Annotated in this window: 15 protein-coding genes; 4 read left to right on the forward strand and 11 right to left on the reverse strand. The window is 73.1% G+C overall.

Annotated features, from left to right (window positions below; all coding sequences use genetic code 11):
- Nucleotides 1-5: 5 nt before the first annotated feature.
- The gene (locus IE275_RS46045) at nucleotides 6-305 is read right to left on the reverse strand and encodes a hypothetical protein (protein ID WP_229870498.1); all 300 of its coding nucleotides are present in this window, start codon (nucleotides 303-305) and stop codon (nucleotides 6-8) included.
- Here IE275_RS46045 and IE275_RS46050 point away from each other — a divergent pair.
- Complete coding sequence (locus IE275_RS46050; RefSeq protein ID WP_229870503.1) at nucleotides 295-609, forward strand: hypothetical protein; 315 nt, start codon at nucleotides 295-297, stop codon at nucleotides 607-609. The genes IE275_RS46045 and IE275_RS46050 overlap by 11 nt on opposite strands.
- Before the next feature lie 7 nt (nucleotides 610-616).
- Here IE275_RS46050 and IE275_RS24250 read toward each other — a convergent pair whose 3' ends face one another.
- The 7 genes from IE275_RS24250 to IE275_RS24280 all read right to left on the reverse strand — a co-directional run bounded on the left by IE275_RS24250 (nucleotide 617) and on the right by IE275_RS24280 (nucleotide 10,627).
- Nucleotides 617-1,741: a substrate-binding domain-containing protein gene (locus IE275_RS24250; RefSeq protein WP_229870540.1), complete on the reverse strand. Its 1,125-nt coding sequence runs from the start codon at nucleotides 1,739-1,741 to the stop codon at nucleotides 617-619.
- A 148-nt stretch (nucleotides 1,742-1,889) separates the two neighbouring features.
- Nucleotides 1,890-2,930 (reverse strand): ABC transporter permease, encoded by a 1,041-nt coding sequence (locus IE275_RS24255; RefSeq protein WP_189713505.1) that lies wholly within the window; start codon nucleotides 2,928-2,930, stop codon nucleotides 1,890-1,892.
- Complete coding sequence (locus IE275_RS24260; RefSeq protein ID WP_189713506.1) at nucleotides 2,927-4,471, reverse strand: sugar ABC transporter ATP-binding protein; 1,545 nt, start codon at nucleotides 4,469-4,471, stop codon at nucleotides 2,927-2,929. Before IE275_RS24260 ends, IE275_RS24255 begins: the two co-directional genes overlap by 4 nt.
- An 86-nt stretch (nucleotides 4,472-4,557) precedes the next feature.
- A complete protein-coding gene (locus IE275_RS24265; protein WP_189713507.1) occupies nucleotides 4,558-7,596 on the reverse strand; it encodes a SpoIIE family protein phosphatase in 3,039 nt (1,012 codons plus the stop codon).
- A 236-nt stretch (nucleotides 7,597-7,832) separates the two neighbouring features.
- Nucleotides 7,833-8,816: a cyclase family protein gene (locus IE275_RS24270; RefSeq protein WP_189713508.1), complete on the reverse strand. Its 984-nt coding sequence runs from the start codon at nucleotides 8,814-8,816 to the stop codon at nucleotides 7,833-7,835.
- On the reverse strand, nucleotides 8,806-10,218 hold the full coding sequence (locus tag IE275_RS24275) for a DEAD/DEAH box helicase (protein ID WP_189713509.1): 1,413 nt from the start codon (nucleotides 10,216-10,218) through the stop codon (nucleotides 8,806-8,808). The genes IE275_RS24270 and IE275_RS24275 overlap by 11 nt, the downstream gene beginning before the upstream one ends.
- A gap of 205 nt (nucleotides 10,219-10,423) precedes the next feature.
- Entirely contained in the window at nucleotides 10,424-10,627 is a 204-nt protein-coding gene (locus tag IE275_RS24280; protein WP_062705208.1) for a cold-shock protein, read from the reverse strand.
- 328 nt (nucleotides 10,628-10,955) lie between these two features.
- Here IE275_RS24280 and IE275_RS24285 point away from each other — a divergent pair, with 328 nt between their 5' ends.
- Together IE275_RS24285 and IE275_RS24290 are read left to right on the forward strand one after the other, a co-directional pair.
- Nucleotides 10,956-11,171 (forward strand): DUF4177 domain-containing protein, encoded by a 216-nt coding sequence (locus IE275_RS24285; protein ID WP_189713510.1) that lies wholly within the window; start codon nucleotides 10,956-10,958, stop codon nucleotides 11,169-11,171.
- A 153-nt stretch (nucleotides 11,172-11,324) separates the two neighbouring features.
- Nucleotides 11,325-11,909, forward strand: a complete 585-nt coding sequence (locus tag IE275_RS24290) for a hypothetical protein (RefSeq protein WP_229870505.1) — start codon at nucleotides 11,325-11,327, stop codon at nucleotides 11,907-11,909.
- 37 nt (nucleotides 11,910-11,946) lie between these two features.
- On the opposite strand, the gene IE275_RS24295 is transcribed toward IE275_RS24290, so the two are convergent.
- Nucleotides 11,947-12,369, reverse strand: a complete 423-nt coding sequence (locus IE275_RS24295; RefSeq protein WP_189713511.1) for a YjbQ family protein — start codon at nucleotides 12,367-12,369, stop codon at nucleotides 11,947-11,949.
- 148 nt (nucleotides 12,370-12,517) lie between these two features.
- Here IE275_RS24295 and IE275_RS24300 point away from each other — a divergent pair, with 148 nt between their 5' ends.
- Entirely contained in the window at nucleotides 12,518-13,621 is a 1,104-nt protein-coding gene (locus IE275_RS24300) for an NAD(P)-binding domain-containing protein (RefSeq protein WP_189713512.1), read from the forward strand.
- A 28-nt stretch (nucleotides 13,622-13,649) separates the two neighbouring features.
- Here the strand turns inward: IE275_RS24300 and mltG are convergent, their stop codons facing one another.
- Both mltG and IE275_RS24310 read right to left on the reverse strand, forming a co-directional pair.
- On the reverse strand, nucleotides 13,650-14,495 hold the full coding sequence (gene mltG / locus IE275_RS24305; protein WP_189713513.1) for an endolytic transglycosylase MltG: 846 nt from the start codon (nucleotides 14,493-14,495) through the stop codon (nucleotides 13,650-13,652).
- Between the two features lie 53 nt (nucleotides 14,496-14,548).
- Nucleotides 14,549-16,405: an ABC transporter ATP-binding protein gene (locus IE275_RS24310; protein WP_189713514.1), complete on the reverse strand. Its 1,857-nt coding sequence runs from the start codon at nucleotides 16,403-16,405 to the stop codon at nucleotides 14,549-14,551.
- Between the last annotated feature and the right edge of the window lie 77 nt (nucleotides 16,406-16,482).

The following is a 16,482-nucleotide window of genomic DNA, read 5'->3' on the forward strand; positions in this document are numbered from 1 at the left end:
GTTCTTCAGCGATCGGCACGGTGGGGGGACATGGTGCTCGCGAGGGGTACGGCCAGGGCGACGGTGGTGGCGGTGTGCGCGTCCGGTGTGCTGACCCTGGCCGGCTGCTCCTCGGGGGGCGACGGGAACGACGGGGGCACCGCGGACGCGAAGGACACGGCGTCCGCCACGGTCTCCGCGTCCCCTTCCACGCCCCCTTCGCCCTCTCCCTCGTCCTCGCCCTCCGCCTCGGTCCCGGTCTCCGCGACGCCGACGCCGGTGCCCGTCACCGGGCCCGGCCGGACACTGGTGACGATGACGGTCACCGGCGGTTTCGCCGGCGTCCACCACGAGGTGGTCCTGCGCGGCGACGGCACCGTACGCACCACCGACCGGGGCGGGGCCACGGTGCACGACCTCACCGACGCCCGGTTCACCGAGCTGCGCACGCTGCTGGGGGACCCCGCGCTGGACGACGTCCCCGACATCTCGACGGGCCAGGGGGCGGCCGACATGTTCCAGTACCTCCTGCGCTTCGACGGCCGTACGGTCATGACCGACCGCACCTCGGCGCAGCCCGCGCTCGACGCGCTGATCGACGCCCTGAGCGAGTTTCTGCCGTCGGACTGACCCCATGTCACCTGCCCCAGATCGCGCGGTACGCCTCCCGGTAGCCCGAGGGGTCCCAGGCCGTGGCGCCCTCGCTGTTGGCGGCCGTGGCGATGTGCACGGGGGCCGTGTAGCCGGTGGCGGGGTCGCCGGAGAAGGCGCGGTTGAACTCGTCGACGATCTGCCAGCCCTGCTGGGACAGCGGCTCGGGCACGGTGGCGGCCTGGTACTGCTCGCTGTTGATCCGCTGGAAGGCGGACGGGTCGCCGTCCCCCGCGCCGATGTTGCGGGGTGGTCCCGCGCCCTTCGCGCCGGCCGCGCGGAAGGCCGGGGCCGCGTCGGCGAAGTAGAGGTCGTTGATGGCCACGGAGTGGGTCCACGCGCTCCCGAACCGGGCGAGGAGGGAGGAGATCTCAGGCGGGGTGCGGGTGCTCGCGTCCGGGATCGGGATGTTCTCGTAGGCCAGGAGCCGCACGCCCCGGCAGGTGGCGAGTTCGTCCCTGATCAGCTCGGACTTGTTCCGGGCGAAGGGGATCGAGGCGTCGGTGATGACCACGGCCCCGGCGCGCCCGCCGGAGTCCGCGATGACCCACTGCGCGCTGATCCGGGCCACCTCCTCGACGCGGGTGGTGACGTTGGTGAAGAGCGGGGGCCGGCCGCTGGGGCCGGGGGCGGCGACCGCGTGCCAGCCGATGAGCGGGATGCCCTGCTCGTCGGCGCGCGTGACCTGCCGTGATGTCGCGTTGGGGTCGAACCCGCCGATCACGATGCCCGAGGGCCTGAGGGCCACGGCCTCGCTCATCGCCGCCTGGATTCCTGCGGGCGTACCGCCGCCGTCGATCACCCGGACGTTCCATCCGATGACCCGCGCGGCCTCCTCCACCCCGTCGGCGGCGCCCGCGACACCGGGGTTGGTCATGGTCTGGGCCACATAGACGAGCGTCTTGCCGGTCACCGCCCGGGGGCCGGTGGTCGGTCCGCTCCAGGGCACGTCGGTCGCCTGCGCCCGGGTGACGGCGGCCCGGGCCCGGCTGTGGGCGGCGGGGCAGCCGCTCGGGCCGGTGGCCGACTCCTCGGTTCCGCGCGACGATCCGCGTTCGCATCCGGCCAGGACGCTCGCCGCGGCCAGCAGGGCGCAGCAGGCGAGCAGCACCGTGCGGGCCGTGCCGGGGGTGCCATGGGTGCCGGAGGTGGCGCTGCGGTGGCCGTCCACGGGGACTCCTCGTGGGGGAACGAGCGGGAGAGCGAGGGGCAGGGTGGGGGCGGAGTGAGGGGCAGGGGGTGGGGGCGAACGCGGGCGGTCAGGGCGGGACCGCCGGGGCGGGCGGCGGCCCGGTGCCGGAGTCCACGGCGGTGCCGGTGCCGCCGCGCAGCCGGCGGCGGGCCGCGTATCCGGCCAGCCCGACGGCGAGGAGCAGGGTGCCGCCGTAGAACAGCGGGACCGTCCAGAAGTCGCCGCCCAGTTGGCCGATGCCGGTGAGGCCGACGGCCAGGACGGCGACGGCCACGACGGTGCCGAGGGCGTTGGGCCTGCCCGGTCTGATCGCCGTGGCGCCGAGGAGGGCGCCGACGAAGGCGGGCAGCAGATAGTCGAGGCCGACGCTCGGATTGCCGATCTGCTGCTGGGCGGCGAGCAGCACCCCGGCACAGCCGACGATCAGCCCCGACGCGGTGAACGCGTACACGGTGTACGTGCGGGTCGGGATGCCGACGAGGTCGGCGGCGCGCGGGTTGGAGCCGACGACGTACAGGCAGCGGCCCAGCGGAAGCCGTTCCAGGACCAGCCAGAGCACGGCGGCGAGGGCGAGCACGTAGAAGGCGGGGACCGGGAGGCCGAGGAACGTGGAGTCGTAGAGGTCGGTGAAGGCCGGCGGCAGGCCTTGGGGGCCGGGAACGATCCGGCTGCCGTCGGTGATCCAGCCGGTGACGGCGTACATCATGCTGCCGGTGCCGAGGGTGGCGATGAAGGAGTCGATCCGGCCGAACTCGACGACGACACCGTTGAGGACGCCCACGGCGGCGCCGCCGGCGATCACCGTGAGACAGGCGAGCGGCCAGGGCCAGCCCTCGTCGACGATGAGGCGCAGCACCATGACGTGGGCCAGGCCGAGGCCGTAGCCGAGGGAGAGGTCGAAGGCGCCGGTGACGATGGGGACCATCGCGGCGAGCGCGAGGATGGCCGGGATGGACTGGTTGGACAGGATCGAGTCGACGGTGTCGAGGGTGGGGAAGGTGCGCGGCAGGGCGAGGGAGAAGACCAGGACGAGCAGGGCGGTGAGGGCGAGCAGTCCATAGGCGCCGATGAGGTGCCCAGCGGGCCGGCGCGGGCGCCGGGCCGTCATGGGCGGGATCCGGTCGCGGGCGGGGGCAGGGCCGAGGCGGCGCGGGTGAGCGCGGCCACGGTGAGGGACGGGCCGCTCAGCTCGGCCGTCACCGTCCCGCGGACGAGGACCAGGGCGCGTCGGCAGACGCCCACGACCTCCTCGGAGTCGGTGGAGACGAGCAGCACGGCGAGCCCCTGGGCCAGCGCCTCGGCGAGCAGCCGGTGGATCGTGGCCTTGGCGCCGATGTCCACGCTCGCGGTCGGCTCCTCCAGGATCAGCAGGCGCGGGCCGGCCGGGAGCCAGCGGCCGATCATGACCTTCTGCTGGTTGCCGCCGGACAGCGTGGCGACGGGGGCCTCACTGTCGCCGGGGCGCACCGCGAACCGTGCGATGAGACGGGCGGCCTCGGCGCGTTCGCGGCGCGGACGGATCCGGCGCGACGCCGGCCGGCCCGCGGCCCGGGGGTTGGCCAGGAGGTTCTCCCGTACGGTCAGCCGGGGGAGGCAGCCCTCGCGCAGCCGGTCGCCGGGGACCAGGCCGACCCCGCGCGCGACGGCGTCGGCGACCGTGCGGGGGCGGTAGGGCCGTCCGTCGAGCAAGGCGCGTCCGCCGAGCAGCGGGCGGGCGCCGGCCAGGGCGCGGCCCAGGGCGCTCTGCCCGGCGCCCGAGAGGCCGACCAGCCCCAGTGCCTCCCCCGCGCGCAGCTCCAGGCTCACCGGTCCCGCGCCCGTGGTGCGTACGCCGTCGAGGGTGAGGACGGCCGGTCCGGTGGCGTCGGCCGGGGCGGCGGGCGGGTGGTCGGCCGGCTGCTCGCCGACGATGTCGTGCACGAGGCGGGCGGGGCTGTGGCCGGCCAGCGGCCCGCGGCTGACGAGCCGGCCGTCCCGCAGCACGGCGAAGGCGTCGGCGACCTGGTACACCTCGTCGAGGCGGTGACTCACGTAGAGGAGGGCGTGGCCGCGGTCGCGCAGCCCGTGCAGGACGTCGAAGAGCCGGGCGCAGTCGGTGGCGGGGAGGCGGGCGGTCGGCTCGTCCAGGACGATGAGCCGCGCGTCCGTCGCGAGGGCCCTGGCGATCGCGACGAGCGAGCGCTCGGCCGGGGCGAGGCGGGCGATCGGGGTGTCGGGGTCCAGGTGCGCGGCGACGGTCCGCAGGGCGTCGGCGCCGCGCTCCCGGGTCCGCCGCCAGGAGATCAGTCCGGCGCGGCGCGGATAGCCGGCGCTCAGGGCGATGTTCTCGGCGACGGTCATCCACTCCACCAGGCCGAGGTCCTGGTGGATGAAGGACATGGCGCGGGCGGCGGCATGGCTGCCGAGCGGGTGCCCGTCGACGGTGACGCGGCCCGTGTCGGCGCGGTGGACGCCGGCGAGCACCTTGATGAGCGTGGACTTCCCGGCCCCGTTGGGTCCGAGGAGGGCGAGGACGCTGCCGGCGTGGACGTCGAGATCGACACCGTCCAGGGCGACGGTCCCGCCGAAACGCTTGCCGAGCCCTCGGATGCTGACCACGGCTTCCGCTCCGGCGGGGGTCGCCACGGACGGGTCGGGAGTGTCGTGCACGGGACATCTCCGGGGGTCGGCCTGTTCACGGGGATAGTAGCCGGGCGAATGTCATTGTTTACGACATTCCGGGCGCCGGTTCCGTGTCACGCGCCGTCGAGCCCGCATTCGGCCCAGATGACCTTGCCCTCCGGCAGATGGCGGGTCCCCCAGGTCCGCGCCAGCTGCGCGACGAGGAACAGGCCACGTCCGCCCTCGTCGCTGAGCGCGGCCTGACGCAGGTGCGGGGCGGTGTTGCTGCTGTCGGAGACCTCGCAGATCAGCGTGCGGTGATGCAGCAGCCGTACCCGGACGGTCCCGGAGCCGTGCCGGATGGCGTTGGTGACCAGCTCGCTCAGGATCAGCTCGGCGGCGAACGCCGTCTCCTCGAGGCCCCAGTCGGCCAGTTGCCGCATCGCGGAGGCGCGGACCTCACCGACGAGGGACGGATCGGGGGCCAACTCCCAGGCGGCGATCCGGCCGGGGTCCAGGGCGTGGGTGCGGGCCACGAGCAGGGCGATGTCGTCGCAGGGGTGGGCGGGCGCCACGCTGTCCAGGATCGCCTGACAGGTGTCCTCGGGGCTGCGTTCCGGATGGTGGGCCAGCGCGCCGCGCAACTGGTCGAGGACGAGGTCCACATCGCGGTGGCGGTCCTCGATGAGCCCGTCGGTGTAGAGGACCAGCTGACTGTCCTCGGGGACGTCGATCTCGACCGCGTCGAACGGCAGCCCGCCGAGGCCGAGCGGGGGCCCGGCGGGCAGTTCGGGGTACGAGACGGTGCCGTCGGGGCGGACCAGGGCGGGCGGCGGATGGCCGGCGCGGGCCATCACGCAGCACTGCGCGGTCGGGTCGTAGATCACGTACAGACAGGTCGCGCCGATGATGCCGACGCCCTCTCCGTCCGGGTCGTCGCGGTCCATGCGCCCCACGAGGTTGTCGAGGTGGGCGAGGACCTCGTCCGGCGGGAAGTCGAGTTCCGCGAAGCTGCGGGCGGCGGTGCGCAGCCGGCCCATGGTGGCGGCGGAGAGCATGCCGTGCCCGACGACGTCGCCGACCAGGAGTCCGATGCGGGCCCCGGAGAGCGGGATGACGTCGTACCAGTCGCCGCCGACATCGGATTCGGCGGGGAGATAGCGGTGGGCGACCTCGACGGCGTCCTGGTCGGGCAGACCGTGCGGCAGGAGCCTGCGCTGGAGCGCCAGGACCGTCGCACGCTCGCGGGTGTAGCGCCGTGCGTTGTCGATGGACAGGGCGGCACGGTTGGCGAGTTCCTGCGCCAGCGACCGGTCGTCGTCACCGAAGGGGGCGGGATCCTGGGCGCGGTAGAAGCTGGCGACCCCCAGGACGACCCCGCGCGCGAGGAGGGGTACGGCGATCAGCGAGTGCACATGGGCCAGCAGCTGTGCGGTGTGCTCGGGGTCCTGAGCGAGCCAGCCCGCGGCGACCTTCAGATCCGGTTCCAGCTCCGCCCGGCCGCCGGTCAGACAGCGCAGCTGGGGCGCGGTCGGGCCGAACTCGATCCGCCTGCCGGCCGGCATGAAGGGGAGGTCGCGACGGAGCCCGTGGACCACCGTGCGGCGCAGGTCGCCGAGCGGATCACCGGACTCCTCGCCCCGCAGCACGGCCTCGGGCAGGTCGACGGTGACGTAGTCGGCGAGCCTCGGGACCGCCGTCTCGGCGAGCTCCTCGGCGGTGCGGCGCACGTCCAGGGTGGTGCCGATACGGGCGCTGGCCTCGGACAGCAGCTCCAGACGACGCCGGGCGGCCACGGCGTACGCGCCGACGTGGGGCTCACCGACCAGGACGAGGCCTCGGGCGGAGGGGGGTGGCTCGGCGTGGCCGGCCTGGTCGGTGCGACCGGTTCGGCTGCCGTGGCCGGCTCGGCTGCCGTGGCCGGCTTGGCCGGCGCGTCCGGCGTCTTCGGGCAGGGGGGCGAACAGCGGTCGTCCGGCGGGTGCGGCGTGTTCCGTGTATGCGGTGTGTTCGGCGTGCCGGGCGTCGTCGGCGGGCCCGGTCGCAGGCGCCGGAGGCGGCGGTTCGGCGCCGATGCCGTCGATCATCACGCCGCCGCCGGGCACGGAGGTCGGGACGCGTCGGCCCGGCGAGCCGGCGGTGAGCGACGCGAGCCGGGAGACGGCTGCGACGACGGCGGGGGCGGCGGCGAAGCCCGGCAGCGTGTCGCCCTGGTGCGGGATGGCGGCCCGGGGCTCGACCGGCGGCAGGCCGGGAAGGACGACCTCGATGGCGACACCGGCCACCCCCGAGGCGCTCGTCATCGGACGGCTCACCAGCGCGACCCGCCGGCCATGGGGCAGGGTCACGTCGACCGCGGCCCGCTGTCCGCGGGAGATCAGTTCGGCGGCCCGTTCCAGGAGGATCGCCCGGTCACGGGGGGAGAGCCCGAGGGCGGGTTCGTCCAACGCGACACCGCGCGGCGGACCGCCGGCGGCCTCGGTGCCCGTGGCCAGGTACGCCCGCAGCAGCGCGCGCTCGCGCGCGGAACTCTGCCCCAGCAGCCGCCGTTCCACGGCCTGTGCCGCCTTGCGGATGACGACACCCAGCGCCGGGCTGTCGGCGTTGCGCGGATAGCCGAAGCACAGCACGCCCTCTATCCGCCCGCTGAGCGGGTCACGGACCGGCAGTGCGACGCAGGCGCTCCGCTGGGAGCGCTCCGCGAAGTGCTCGGCGCCATGCACCCGGATGAACCGGCGCTCCGCCAGGGCGAGGCCGATGCCGTTGGTGCCGGCGAACCGCTCGGCGAACACGAAGCCCGGCACGCGCTGGATCGCCGGGAGGCGGGCGGCCAGCGAGGCCTGCCCGAAGCGGCGCAGGAGGACGGTGCCGTCGGCGTCGGCGACGGAGATGTTGATCTCGCTGCCGGAGAACCGGTACTGCAACCGGTCCAGCACCGGCACGGCCGCGCGGACGATCCGGCCCTCCGGGTCGAAATCCTCCCGGAAGGGCAGGTCCGACCTGTCCGGGGAGAGGCCCAGGGTGCGGCAGCGTTGCCACGAGTCCAGGATCGACGTGCGCACACGCCCCTGCGCGACCGGTTCTCCCTGGAGAAACCGTTCACGGAAACGGACGGGCCCCGTGCCGTCCGTCACCCGCCCCGGCGGTATCGGTTCTCGGCCGGACCGAACCACGTCTCGCCTCGCTCACGCCCACGGCATTCCGGATTTCGCGAAGAAACTGACATTGCCGAGGATACGGACATAAGGGGCACTAGTCACGACGCGCCTGACCGCGCACACGGTCGGCCCCGCCCGGGCCGACCCCCGGAGGACGGCGACCGGGGCGACCGTCGGAGCACGGGGATCCGCGCGACCGTCGGAGCACGGGGACCCGCGTGACCGTCGCCCCATGGGGACCTGCGTGACCGTCAGAGGACCGCGACCGGGGTGACCGGCGAACCCGTCCCGCCCGGGATGTTCAGCGGAGTCACCACGATCATGAACTCGTACCGCCCGGCCTCCGCTGCCGCCCCGGAGAGTGCCTCCAGGTCGAGGTTGTCCAGCAGCGGCACCCCCATCGCGGCGAGGGCCAGCGCATGCACCGGCGCGTGCACGCCCTCCACCGGCGAGGGCCGTACGTCGCTGTCGCCGTCGCTCCCGATCACCGCGACACCCCGCTCGGCCAGCAGGGGTACGGCGTCCACGTGGAAGCCCGCGCTCCGCGCGCCGGAGTCCCAGGCGCCGAGTTCCGCGCGGCGGCGGACGTGCCCGGTGCGCAGCAGCACGCCGTCCCCCTCGCCGATCGTCACCCCGAGCGCCCGCTCCGCGGCGAGGACGTCCTTCGCGCGCACCGCCCGGCCGGGCTCCAGCCAGCGGACGCCGAGGACGGCGGGGAGGTCCAGGAGCACTCCGGTCGTCACGAGGGCCCCGAGCGCCGGCACCGCGCCGAAGCGGGCGCCTCCGGCGTCGACGGCCTCGCGCGCCGCACGGCCGTCGTAGAGCCGTCCCCGAAAGGCGATGTGGGAGAGCGCGTCGAGGTGGGTGACGCTCCTGCCGTGGTAGTCGGCGGCGATGAAGTCCTTGTGGACGGAGGGTTCCGGGCTCTCCACGTCACCGAGGTCGGTCATGTGGTGCAGGGCGGGCCTGGGGTTGTCGGGGCCGGGCCGGACGTCCCAGGGCAGGGCCATCGGCACGACCTTCCCGGACCGCACCCGGGCGGCGGCCCGCCGTACATGGTCCGCGGTCACCCGGTTCCAGGCGCCGCGGTCGGCCGGGTCCCAGCGGCCCCAGGTGCGCACCGCCTCGAAGAGCGCGTCGAACGCGCTCCGGGAGACGGCGGGGCCGTTGCCGTCGCCGTCGCCGCTGTCACTGCCGCCGCCGCGGCTGCCGGAAGGGTCCGGCCTACGAGCCACGGCGGATCCGGGCGGCCTTGCGGGCCTCGGCCGTCAGGCGGGCCTCGGCGGACCGGCGCGACTCGCCGCCGGACCGGCCGGCACGCCCCGGACGGGTGCCCATGCCGCGGAAGGGAGCACCGCCACGCTTCGCGCGATCCGCGGCCGGCTCGGCGCCGCCGACGGGGACACCGGAGGGAGCCTGCGCGCCGGTGATCCGGCTCAGCGCGGCCTCGCCGGAGCGGACCTGCGTGACCTGCGGCCTGATGCCCGCGTCGGACAGGAGACGGGCCATGTCCCGGCGCTGGTTGGGCAGGACCAGCGTGACGACGACCCCGGACTCACCGGCGCGGGCGGTTCGGCCACCGCGGTGCAGGTAGTCCTTGTGGTCGCTGGGCGGGTCGACGTTGACGACGAGGTCGAGGTCGTCGATGTGCAGGCCCCGGGCCGCGACGTTGGTGGCGACCAGCACCGTCACCTGGCCGTCCTTGAACCGGGCCAGGGTGTGGGTGCGCTGGGGCTGCGACTTGCCGCCGTGCAGGGCCGCGGCCCTGACGCCGCTGCCCAGCAGATGCCTGGTGAACTGGTCGACCGCGTGCTTGGTGTCCAGGAACATGAGCACGCGCCCTTCGCGGGCGGCGATCTCGGTGGCGGTGGCGTGCTTGTCGGCGCCGTGCACCTGCAGCACGTGGTGCTCCATCGTGGTGACGGCGCCCGCCGACGGGTCGACCGAGTGGACCACCGGGTCATGGAGGTACTGCCGGACCAGCAGGTCGATGTTGCGGTCCAGCGTGGCCGAGAACAGCATGCGCTGGCCGTCGGGGCGCACCTGGTCCAGCAGTGCGGTGACCTGGGGCAGGAAGCCCATGTCGGCCATCTGGTCGGCCTCGTCCAGGACGGTGATGCTCACCCGGTCCAGGCGGCACGCCTTGCGCTCCACGAGATCCGTGAGGCGGCCGGGTGTCGCGATCACGACCTCGGCCCCGTCGCGCAGAGCGGCTGCCTGCCTGCTGATCGAGATGCCGCCGACCACCGTGGCCAGCCGCAGCTTCAGCAGCCGGGCGTACGGGGTGAGCACATCGGCGACCTGCTGGGCCAGCTCGCGCGTGGGGACGAGGACGAGGGCCAGCGGCTTGCGCGCCTCGGCACGCTGTCCGGCCGTGCGCACGAGGAGCGCCAGGCCGAAGGCGAGCGTCTTGCCCGATCCGGTGCGCCCGCGCCCCAGGACGTCACGCCCCGCGAGGGAGTTCGGCAGGGTGGCGGCCTGGATCGGGAACGGCTCGGTCACGCCGAGGCCGGTCAGCATGTCCACCAACGCGGCCGGCATGTCCAGCTCGCCGAAGGTCGCGGCCTCGGGAAGCGCCGGAGTGACGGTGACCGGTAGCGCGAACTCCCCCTGTGGTGCGGGACGCCCCTGGCTCATGAAGAACCTTTCTCGACAGGGCACGCATCGAGGAATTCCCGACAGGAACCAGTCGGATGAATCGCAAGAACGAGCCGAATGTATGACCGTACGACCAAGGGATGGAAGGAAATCCCTCGCCCGGAGTAAGAAAAGAGAAAGAAAAACAAAAAAGCTGGGGCCCCACCCTGAGGTGGGGGCCCCAACTGTGTCATGCGCTTTCGCGTCAGGCGGGAGTGATGTTCTCCGCCTGCGGGCCCTTCTGGCCCTGCGTGACGTCGAAGTTCACCTTCTGGCCTTCCTGGAGCTCACGGAAGCCCTGGGCGGCGATGTTCGAGTAGTGAGCGAAGACGTCCGGGCCGCCCCCGTCCTGCTCGATGAAGCCGAAGCCCTTTTCCGCGTTGAACCACTTGACGGTGCCAGTAGCCATGTCATCTCCTTCGGGGCAGTGCCCGCGGGTTCGCACTGTGCGAACCCCTGCGTCGCGACAATGAACCCCGTCCGGATAAGCACCGGAGATACAGAAATGCCCGACGGCATACGGCCGCCAAGGCACTTGAAGTTTCGGGAACCACAACTGCAACTATCACCAAGCTTAGCACGATGGATAGATCCGCACATTGAGTGAAATGTGCACCTCCTGCCCCGGCCTTCTCCACGCCGCCTCCGGGAACCGCGGGGCACCGTTCCCGGCCCGAGTGGTTGGCTGTCCCCCGGTTCTGTTCTGTCAGCCAGTCCCTCCGCAGGAAGGCCCCGCCATGAGCAACCCCTACGCACTCGAGTACAAGGTCGTCACCTTCCGCGAGTCCCTGATCGGAGACGCGCTGGACAGCGACAAGCTGGAGAAGGTCCTGAACAAGCACGCCGAGGACGGCTGGGCCCTGAAGGCGATCACGTCCGCCGACGTCAAGGGCCGCATCGGACCCGGCGCGGTCGACGGCCTGCTCCTCACGCTGGAGCGTCCGCGCCGCTGACGGCCCGCGAGTACGGGGCGGTCCGGCGAACGGCGGACTCCGCCGACCGGGCCGCCGACCGGGCGCGGGCTCCCCACGGGTCCGGCATGGCGCCGGGCCGACGACCGCGCCCTGCGTGAACACTGGTCGTCCCAGACGCAGGCGGGAGCGCGCATGGACGACCTCAGCCCTCGAGGAACCGGGCACAACCCTTCTGCCCCGCAAGGCGGCCGTGGCGCGTCCGATCAGTCGGGGGTCGCGGGCATCGCTCTCGCCGCCGTCCTCACCTTCGCCCTCGCGCAGGGGTCCTGGCAGTGGTTCGCCACCTACATCGGGGCGACACTCCTCGTGGTGGTCCTGACCTGCTACCGGCCGCCGGGGGGAACGCGCGGCCTCCGGTCGTCGTATGTGCCGAATCTCGTGGGCTATGCGCTGGTGGTGGGCCTGTGTGTCGCGATCGCGCTGGCTCCGATGCTGCAACGCTGGGCGTGGCTCTTTCCGATGACGGGCACCCGCGACCAGTGCGCGGAGCTGGGCACGTACGAGAGCCTGCGCGTGGAGGCCTCGCTCGCGAACCTCGCGCACCTCGCCGACCGCGACGGTGCAGCGTTGGCCCACGCCCGCGACATGCACCGCCAGGACGCCGTCGCCGACTGCCTGGCATCCACCACCACCCTGTGGCTGCCGGTGTACGGAATCGGGACGGCCCTCCTGGTGGCGCTGGGCGTCTGGTCCTACGACCGCACGCGACCGCGGTGACACCCGGAGAAACTCCGCAGAGGAAGCTCGGCCGAGCTCAGCCGAGGAAGCTCAGCCGCACCTGACGGTCGGGGTTGTCCTTGTTCGTGTCCACCAGGCACACCGACTGCCAGGTCCCCAGCTCCAGCCTTCCGCCCACCACCGGCAGGGTCGCGTGGGGCGGGACGAAGGCCGGGAGGACGTGGTCGCGGCCGTGACCGGGGCTGCCGTGGCGGTGCTGCCAGCGGTCGTCGGCGGGGAGCAGGGTGTGCAGGGCGGTGAGCAGGTCGTCGTCGCTGCCCGCGCCCGTCTCGATGACGGCGATGCCCGCGGTGGCGTGCGGGACGAAGATGTTCAGGAGGCCGTCGCGGCCGGCCGCGGCCTGCCGCAGGAACGCCTCGCAGTCCTGGGTCAGGTCGACGACTCGCTCCCGGGAGCCGGAGGCCACGTGCAGGACTCGGGTGGTGAACGCATCTGCCATGCCTCCATCCTGGCCCATCCGCCGGGCCGCGCACTCGGCCGTCCACCCGGCGGGTCCGGCCGGCGAGACGACCGCACACCCGTCGTGACGCACCTCGCGACACCCGTCGCGCGGGAAGATCCGCGCCGTCCGCGCTGTTGGTAGCGGCGTGAACGACGTGCGTGAGGTCGAAGTGGTCGTCATAGGCGCCGGTCAGGCAGGCCTGGCCGGCGCCTTTCACCTGCGGCGTTCCGGTTTCGAGCCGGAGCGCGACTTCGTGGTGCTGGACCACTCCCCCGGTCCGGGCGGTGCCTGGCGGCAGCGGTGGCCGTCGCTGACGTACGGCAAGGTGCACGGGATGCACGCGCTGCCCGGGATGGAGCTGACGGGCGCGGATCCGGACCGGCCGTCGTCGGAGGTCGTCACCGAGTACTTCGAGGCCTACGAGCGGGCGTTCGACCTGCGGGTACGGCGACCGGTGGACGTGAAGGCGGTGCGGGAGGGCGCGGGTGGACGGCTGCTCGTCGAGACCTCCGACGGCACCTGGTCCGCGCGGGCGCTGATCAACGCCACCGGCACCTGGGACCGGCCGTTCTGGCCGCGCTACCCGGGCCAGGAGACCTTCCGGGGCAGGCAGTTGCACACGGCGCAGTATCCGGGGCCCGAGGCGTTCGCCGGGCAGCGGGTGGTCGTGGTGGGCGGGGGCGCGTCCGGCACCCAGCATCTGCTGGAGATCGCGCCGTACGCGGCCGCCACCACCTGGGTGACCCGGCGCCCGCCGGTCTTCCGGGAGGGTCCCTTCGACGAGGACGCGGGCCGCGCGGCCGTCGCGCTCGTCGAGGAACGCGTACGGCAGGGTCTGCCGCCGCGAAGCGTGGTGTCCGTGACGGGGCTGCCGTTGAACGACGCGATCCGGCGGGGTCTCGCGGACGGCGTCCTCGACCGGCTGCCGATGTTCGACCGGATCACCCCGGACGGTGTGGAGTGGGACGACGGGCGGCGGGTCGACGCCGACGTCGTGCTGTGGGCGACCGGGTTCCGGGCCGCCCTCGACCATCTCGCGCCGCTGCGGCTGCGCGAACCCGGTGGCGGGATCCGGATCGAGGGCACGCGCGCGGCCGCCGATCCACGGATCCATCTCGTCGGGTACGGGCCCTCGGCCAGCACCATCGGCGCCAACCGGGCCGGCCGGGCGGCGGTGCGGGACATCCGGCGGCTGCTGGCCGAGGGGACCGGCCGGCCCGAGCCGGAGCCCGAACCGGCGGCCGCCTGACGGCCCGCCGCCCCGAGGTCCCGTCGTCTCATCGGGCCTTCGGCGTCGCCGGGCGCTGCTGGTTCTTGTTGAACTCGGCGACGTTGCGCTGGTGCTCCGCGTAGCTCGCCGTGAAGCGGGTGTCGCCGGGCTTGACCGTGACGAAGTACAGCCAGTCGCCCGGCGTGGGGCTGATCGCGGCGCGCACGGCCTCGTCACCGGGGCTGCCGATCGGCGTCGGCGGCAGTCCCATGCGCTGGTAGGAGTTGTAGGGGCTCTGGATCCGGGTGTCGGCCAGCGTCGTCTTCAGGGTCGAGCGGTTGAGCGCGTAGTTGAGGGTGGAGTCCATCTGGAGCGGCATCCCCTGTGCGAGGCGGTTGAAGACGACCCGGGCCACCTTCCCCATGTCGGCCTTGGTGGCGGCCTCCGCCTGGACGAGGCTGGCGATGGTGACCGCCTGATAGACGTTCATGGCGTTGCGCTGGGCGCCGGCGGCGATCGGCGCCCCGTTGAACTTCTTGTTCGCCGTGTCGGCCATCGCCGTCAGCAGTGTCCGGGGCGTCGCCCTCTCCAGCGGGTACGTCGCCGGGAAGAGGTAGCCCTCCGGGTTGCCCTCGGCCTCGTTCGGCAGCTTCAGGCCGGCCGTCGGCAGCGCCTTCCTGGTGGTGCCCGCGGGCAGGGCGAGCGCCTTGTCGACGGCCGCGTAGATCCGGCTCGCGCGCCAGCCCTCCGGGATGACGAGGGTGGTCGGTTTCTCCGGCTCCTGCCGAGGGCCCGTGCTCAGCAGCGGCACCGCCACGGCGGTGCCGGCCACGACGGCTCCGGTCGCGATGAGGGCGATCCGGCCCCGGCGCGTCAGTCGAATCGTGCTCCGTGGCGGAGTGTTCATCTGCATGCGGGCACGGTAACCCTCACACCGTCACAAACCTGGCATAACCGGGCGTATCTTCATCTTGTCGGCTCCAGTCGCGCGTCCCGCCGCACCAGGGCCGCGTACCGCCCGTCCCGCTCCAACAGCTCCTCGTGCGTGCCCCGTTCGGCGACCCGCCCGGAATCGAGGACCACGATCTGGTCGGCACTCCGAATGGTGGACAGCCGGTGGGCGATGGTGATCGTGGTGCGGTCGGCCGAGAGTGCGTCGATGGCCTCCTGGACGGCACGTTCGGTCCGGGTGTCCAGGGCGCTGGTCGCCTCGTCGAGGATGAGCACCGGCGGGTCGCGCAGGATGGTCCGGGCGATCGCCAGGCGCTGCTTCTCCCCGCCGGAGAAGCGGTGGCCGCGTTCGCCGACGACGGTGTCGTAGCCGTCGGGCAGGGCGGCGATGTGGTCGTGGATCTGCGCCGCGCGCGCCGCCTCGTACAGTTCCTCGTCGGTGGCGTCCGGCTTGGCGAACCGCAGGTTGTCGGCGACCGTCGCGTGGAAGAGGTACGTCTCCTGCGCGACCACGCCGACCGCGCGGGCGAGGGTGTCGAAGTCGAGGTCGCGCACGTCGACCCCGTCGAGGGTGACCCGGCCGCCGGTGACGTCGTACAGACGCGGCACCAGATAGCCCAGCGTGGACTTGCCCGCGCCGGTCGGGCCGACGACGGCGAGGCTGCCGCCGGCGGGGACGGTGACGTCGATGCCGTCGATGACGGGGCCGCCCTGGTCGTCGTAGGCGAACGTGGTGCTCTCGAAGCGGACCTCGCCCTTGACCTGGTCCAGGTGGACCGGGTCCGCCCGCTCGGTGATGTCGACGGGCAGGTCGAGGTACTCGAAGATGCGCTGGAAGAGCGCGAGGGAGGTCTGGATCTGCACGCCGGTCGCCATCAGGCTCACGGCGGGGCGGAACAGGCCCTGCTGGAGCGAGACGAAGGCCACGATCGTGCCCAGGGAGACGTCCGGGCCGCCGAGCTGGAGGGCCACGCCCGCGGTCCAGTAGATGAACGCCGGCATCGCGGCCATCACCACGGTGATCACGGCCATCCGCCAGCGGCCGGCCATGTTCGACCGCACCTCCAGGTCGACCAGCTGCTCTGACTCCTCGGCGAAGGACCGGGTGAGGGAGTCGGCGCGGCCCATGGTGCGGCCGAGCAGAATGCCGCTCACCGACAGGGACTCGGTGACCGTGGCGGCCATCGCGGCCATCTGCTTCTGGCGCTGAGTGGTGATCTTCCTGCGCTCGTTGCCGACGCGGCGGCTGATCCAGACGAAGGCGGGCAGCAGGAGCAGGGAGACGACGGTCAGCCGCCAGTCCAGGGCGATCATCGCGACGACCGTGGCGACCACGCTGGTGAAGTTGGAGACCAGGGAGGTGGCCGTGGACGTGACGGTGGCCTGCATGCCGCCGATGTCGTTGGCGATGCGGGACTGCACCTCGCCGGTGCGGGTGCGGGTGAAGAACGCCAGCGACATGCGCTGGAGCCGGCCGTAGACGGCGGTGCGCAGATCGTGCATGACGCGCTGGCCGACGGTGGTCGAGATCAGGGTCTGAAGGACACCGAAGACGCTGCTGAGGAGAGCACTGAGGATCATCCCGAGCGCGAGCAGGCTCAGCAGGCCGGTGCGGCCCTCCGGGATGGCGACGTCGAGGATCTCCCTCAGCAGGAAGGGCGTCGCGACCGAGACCAGCGAGGAGGCGCCGACCAGGAGACCGACGACCGCGAGTCGGCCGCGGTAGGGGCGGAACAACCGCACGATGCGGCGCACCTGGCGGGGCTGTTCCGGGGCATCGGCCGGCGTTCCGGCGCGGGGCCGGCCTTCGGCGTCGACACCGGGGACGGAGGCGGGGGCGGGGGTCCAGGAGTCTGGTTTGTCGGGGTGCATGGGCTCCTACGGGAGATGTGAGGGCGAGGACTTGCGGAGCTTAGCTCATTGTTACCTATGTTCACAATGAACCTCGT

This window comes from Streptomyces phaeofaciens (genome assembly GCF_014648915.1).
Lineage (GTDB): Bacteria > Actinomycetota > Actinomycetes > Streptomycetales > Streptomycetaceae > Streptomyces > Streptomyces phaeofaciens.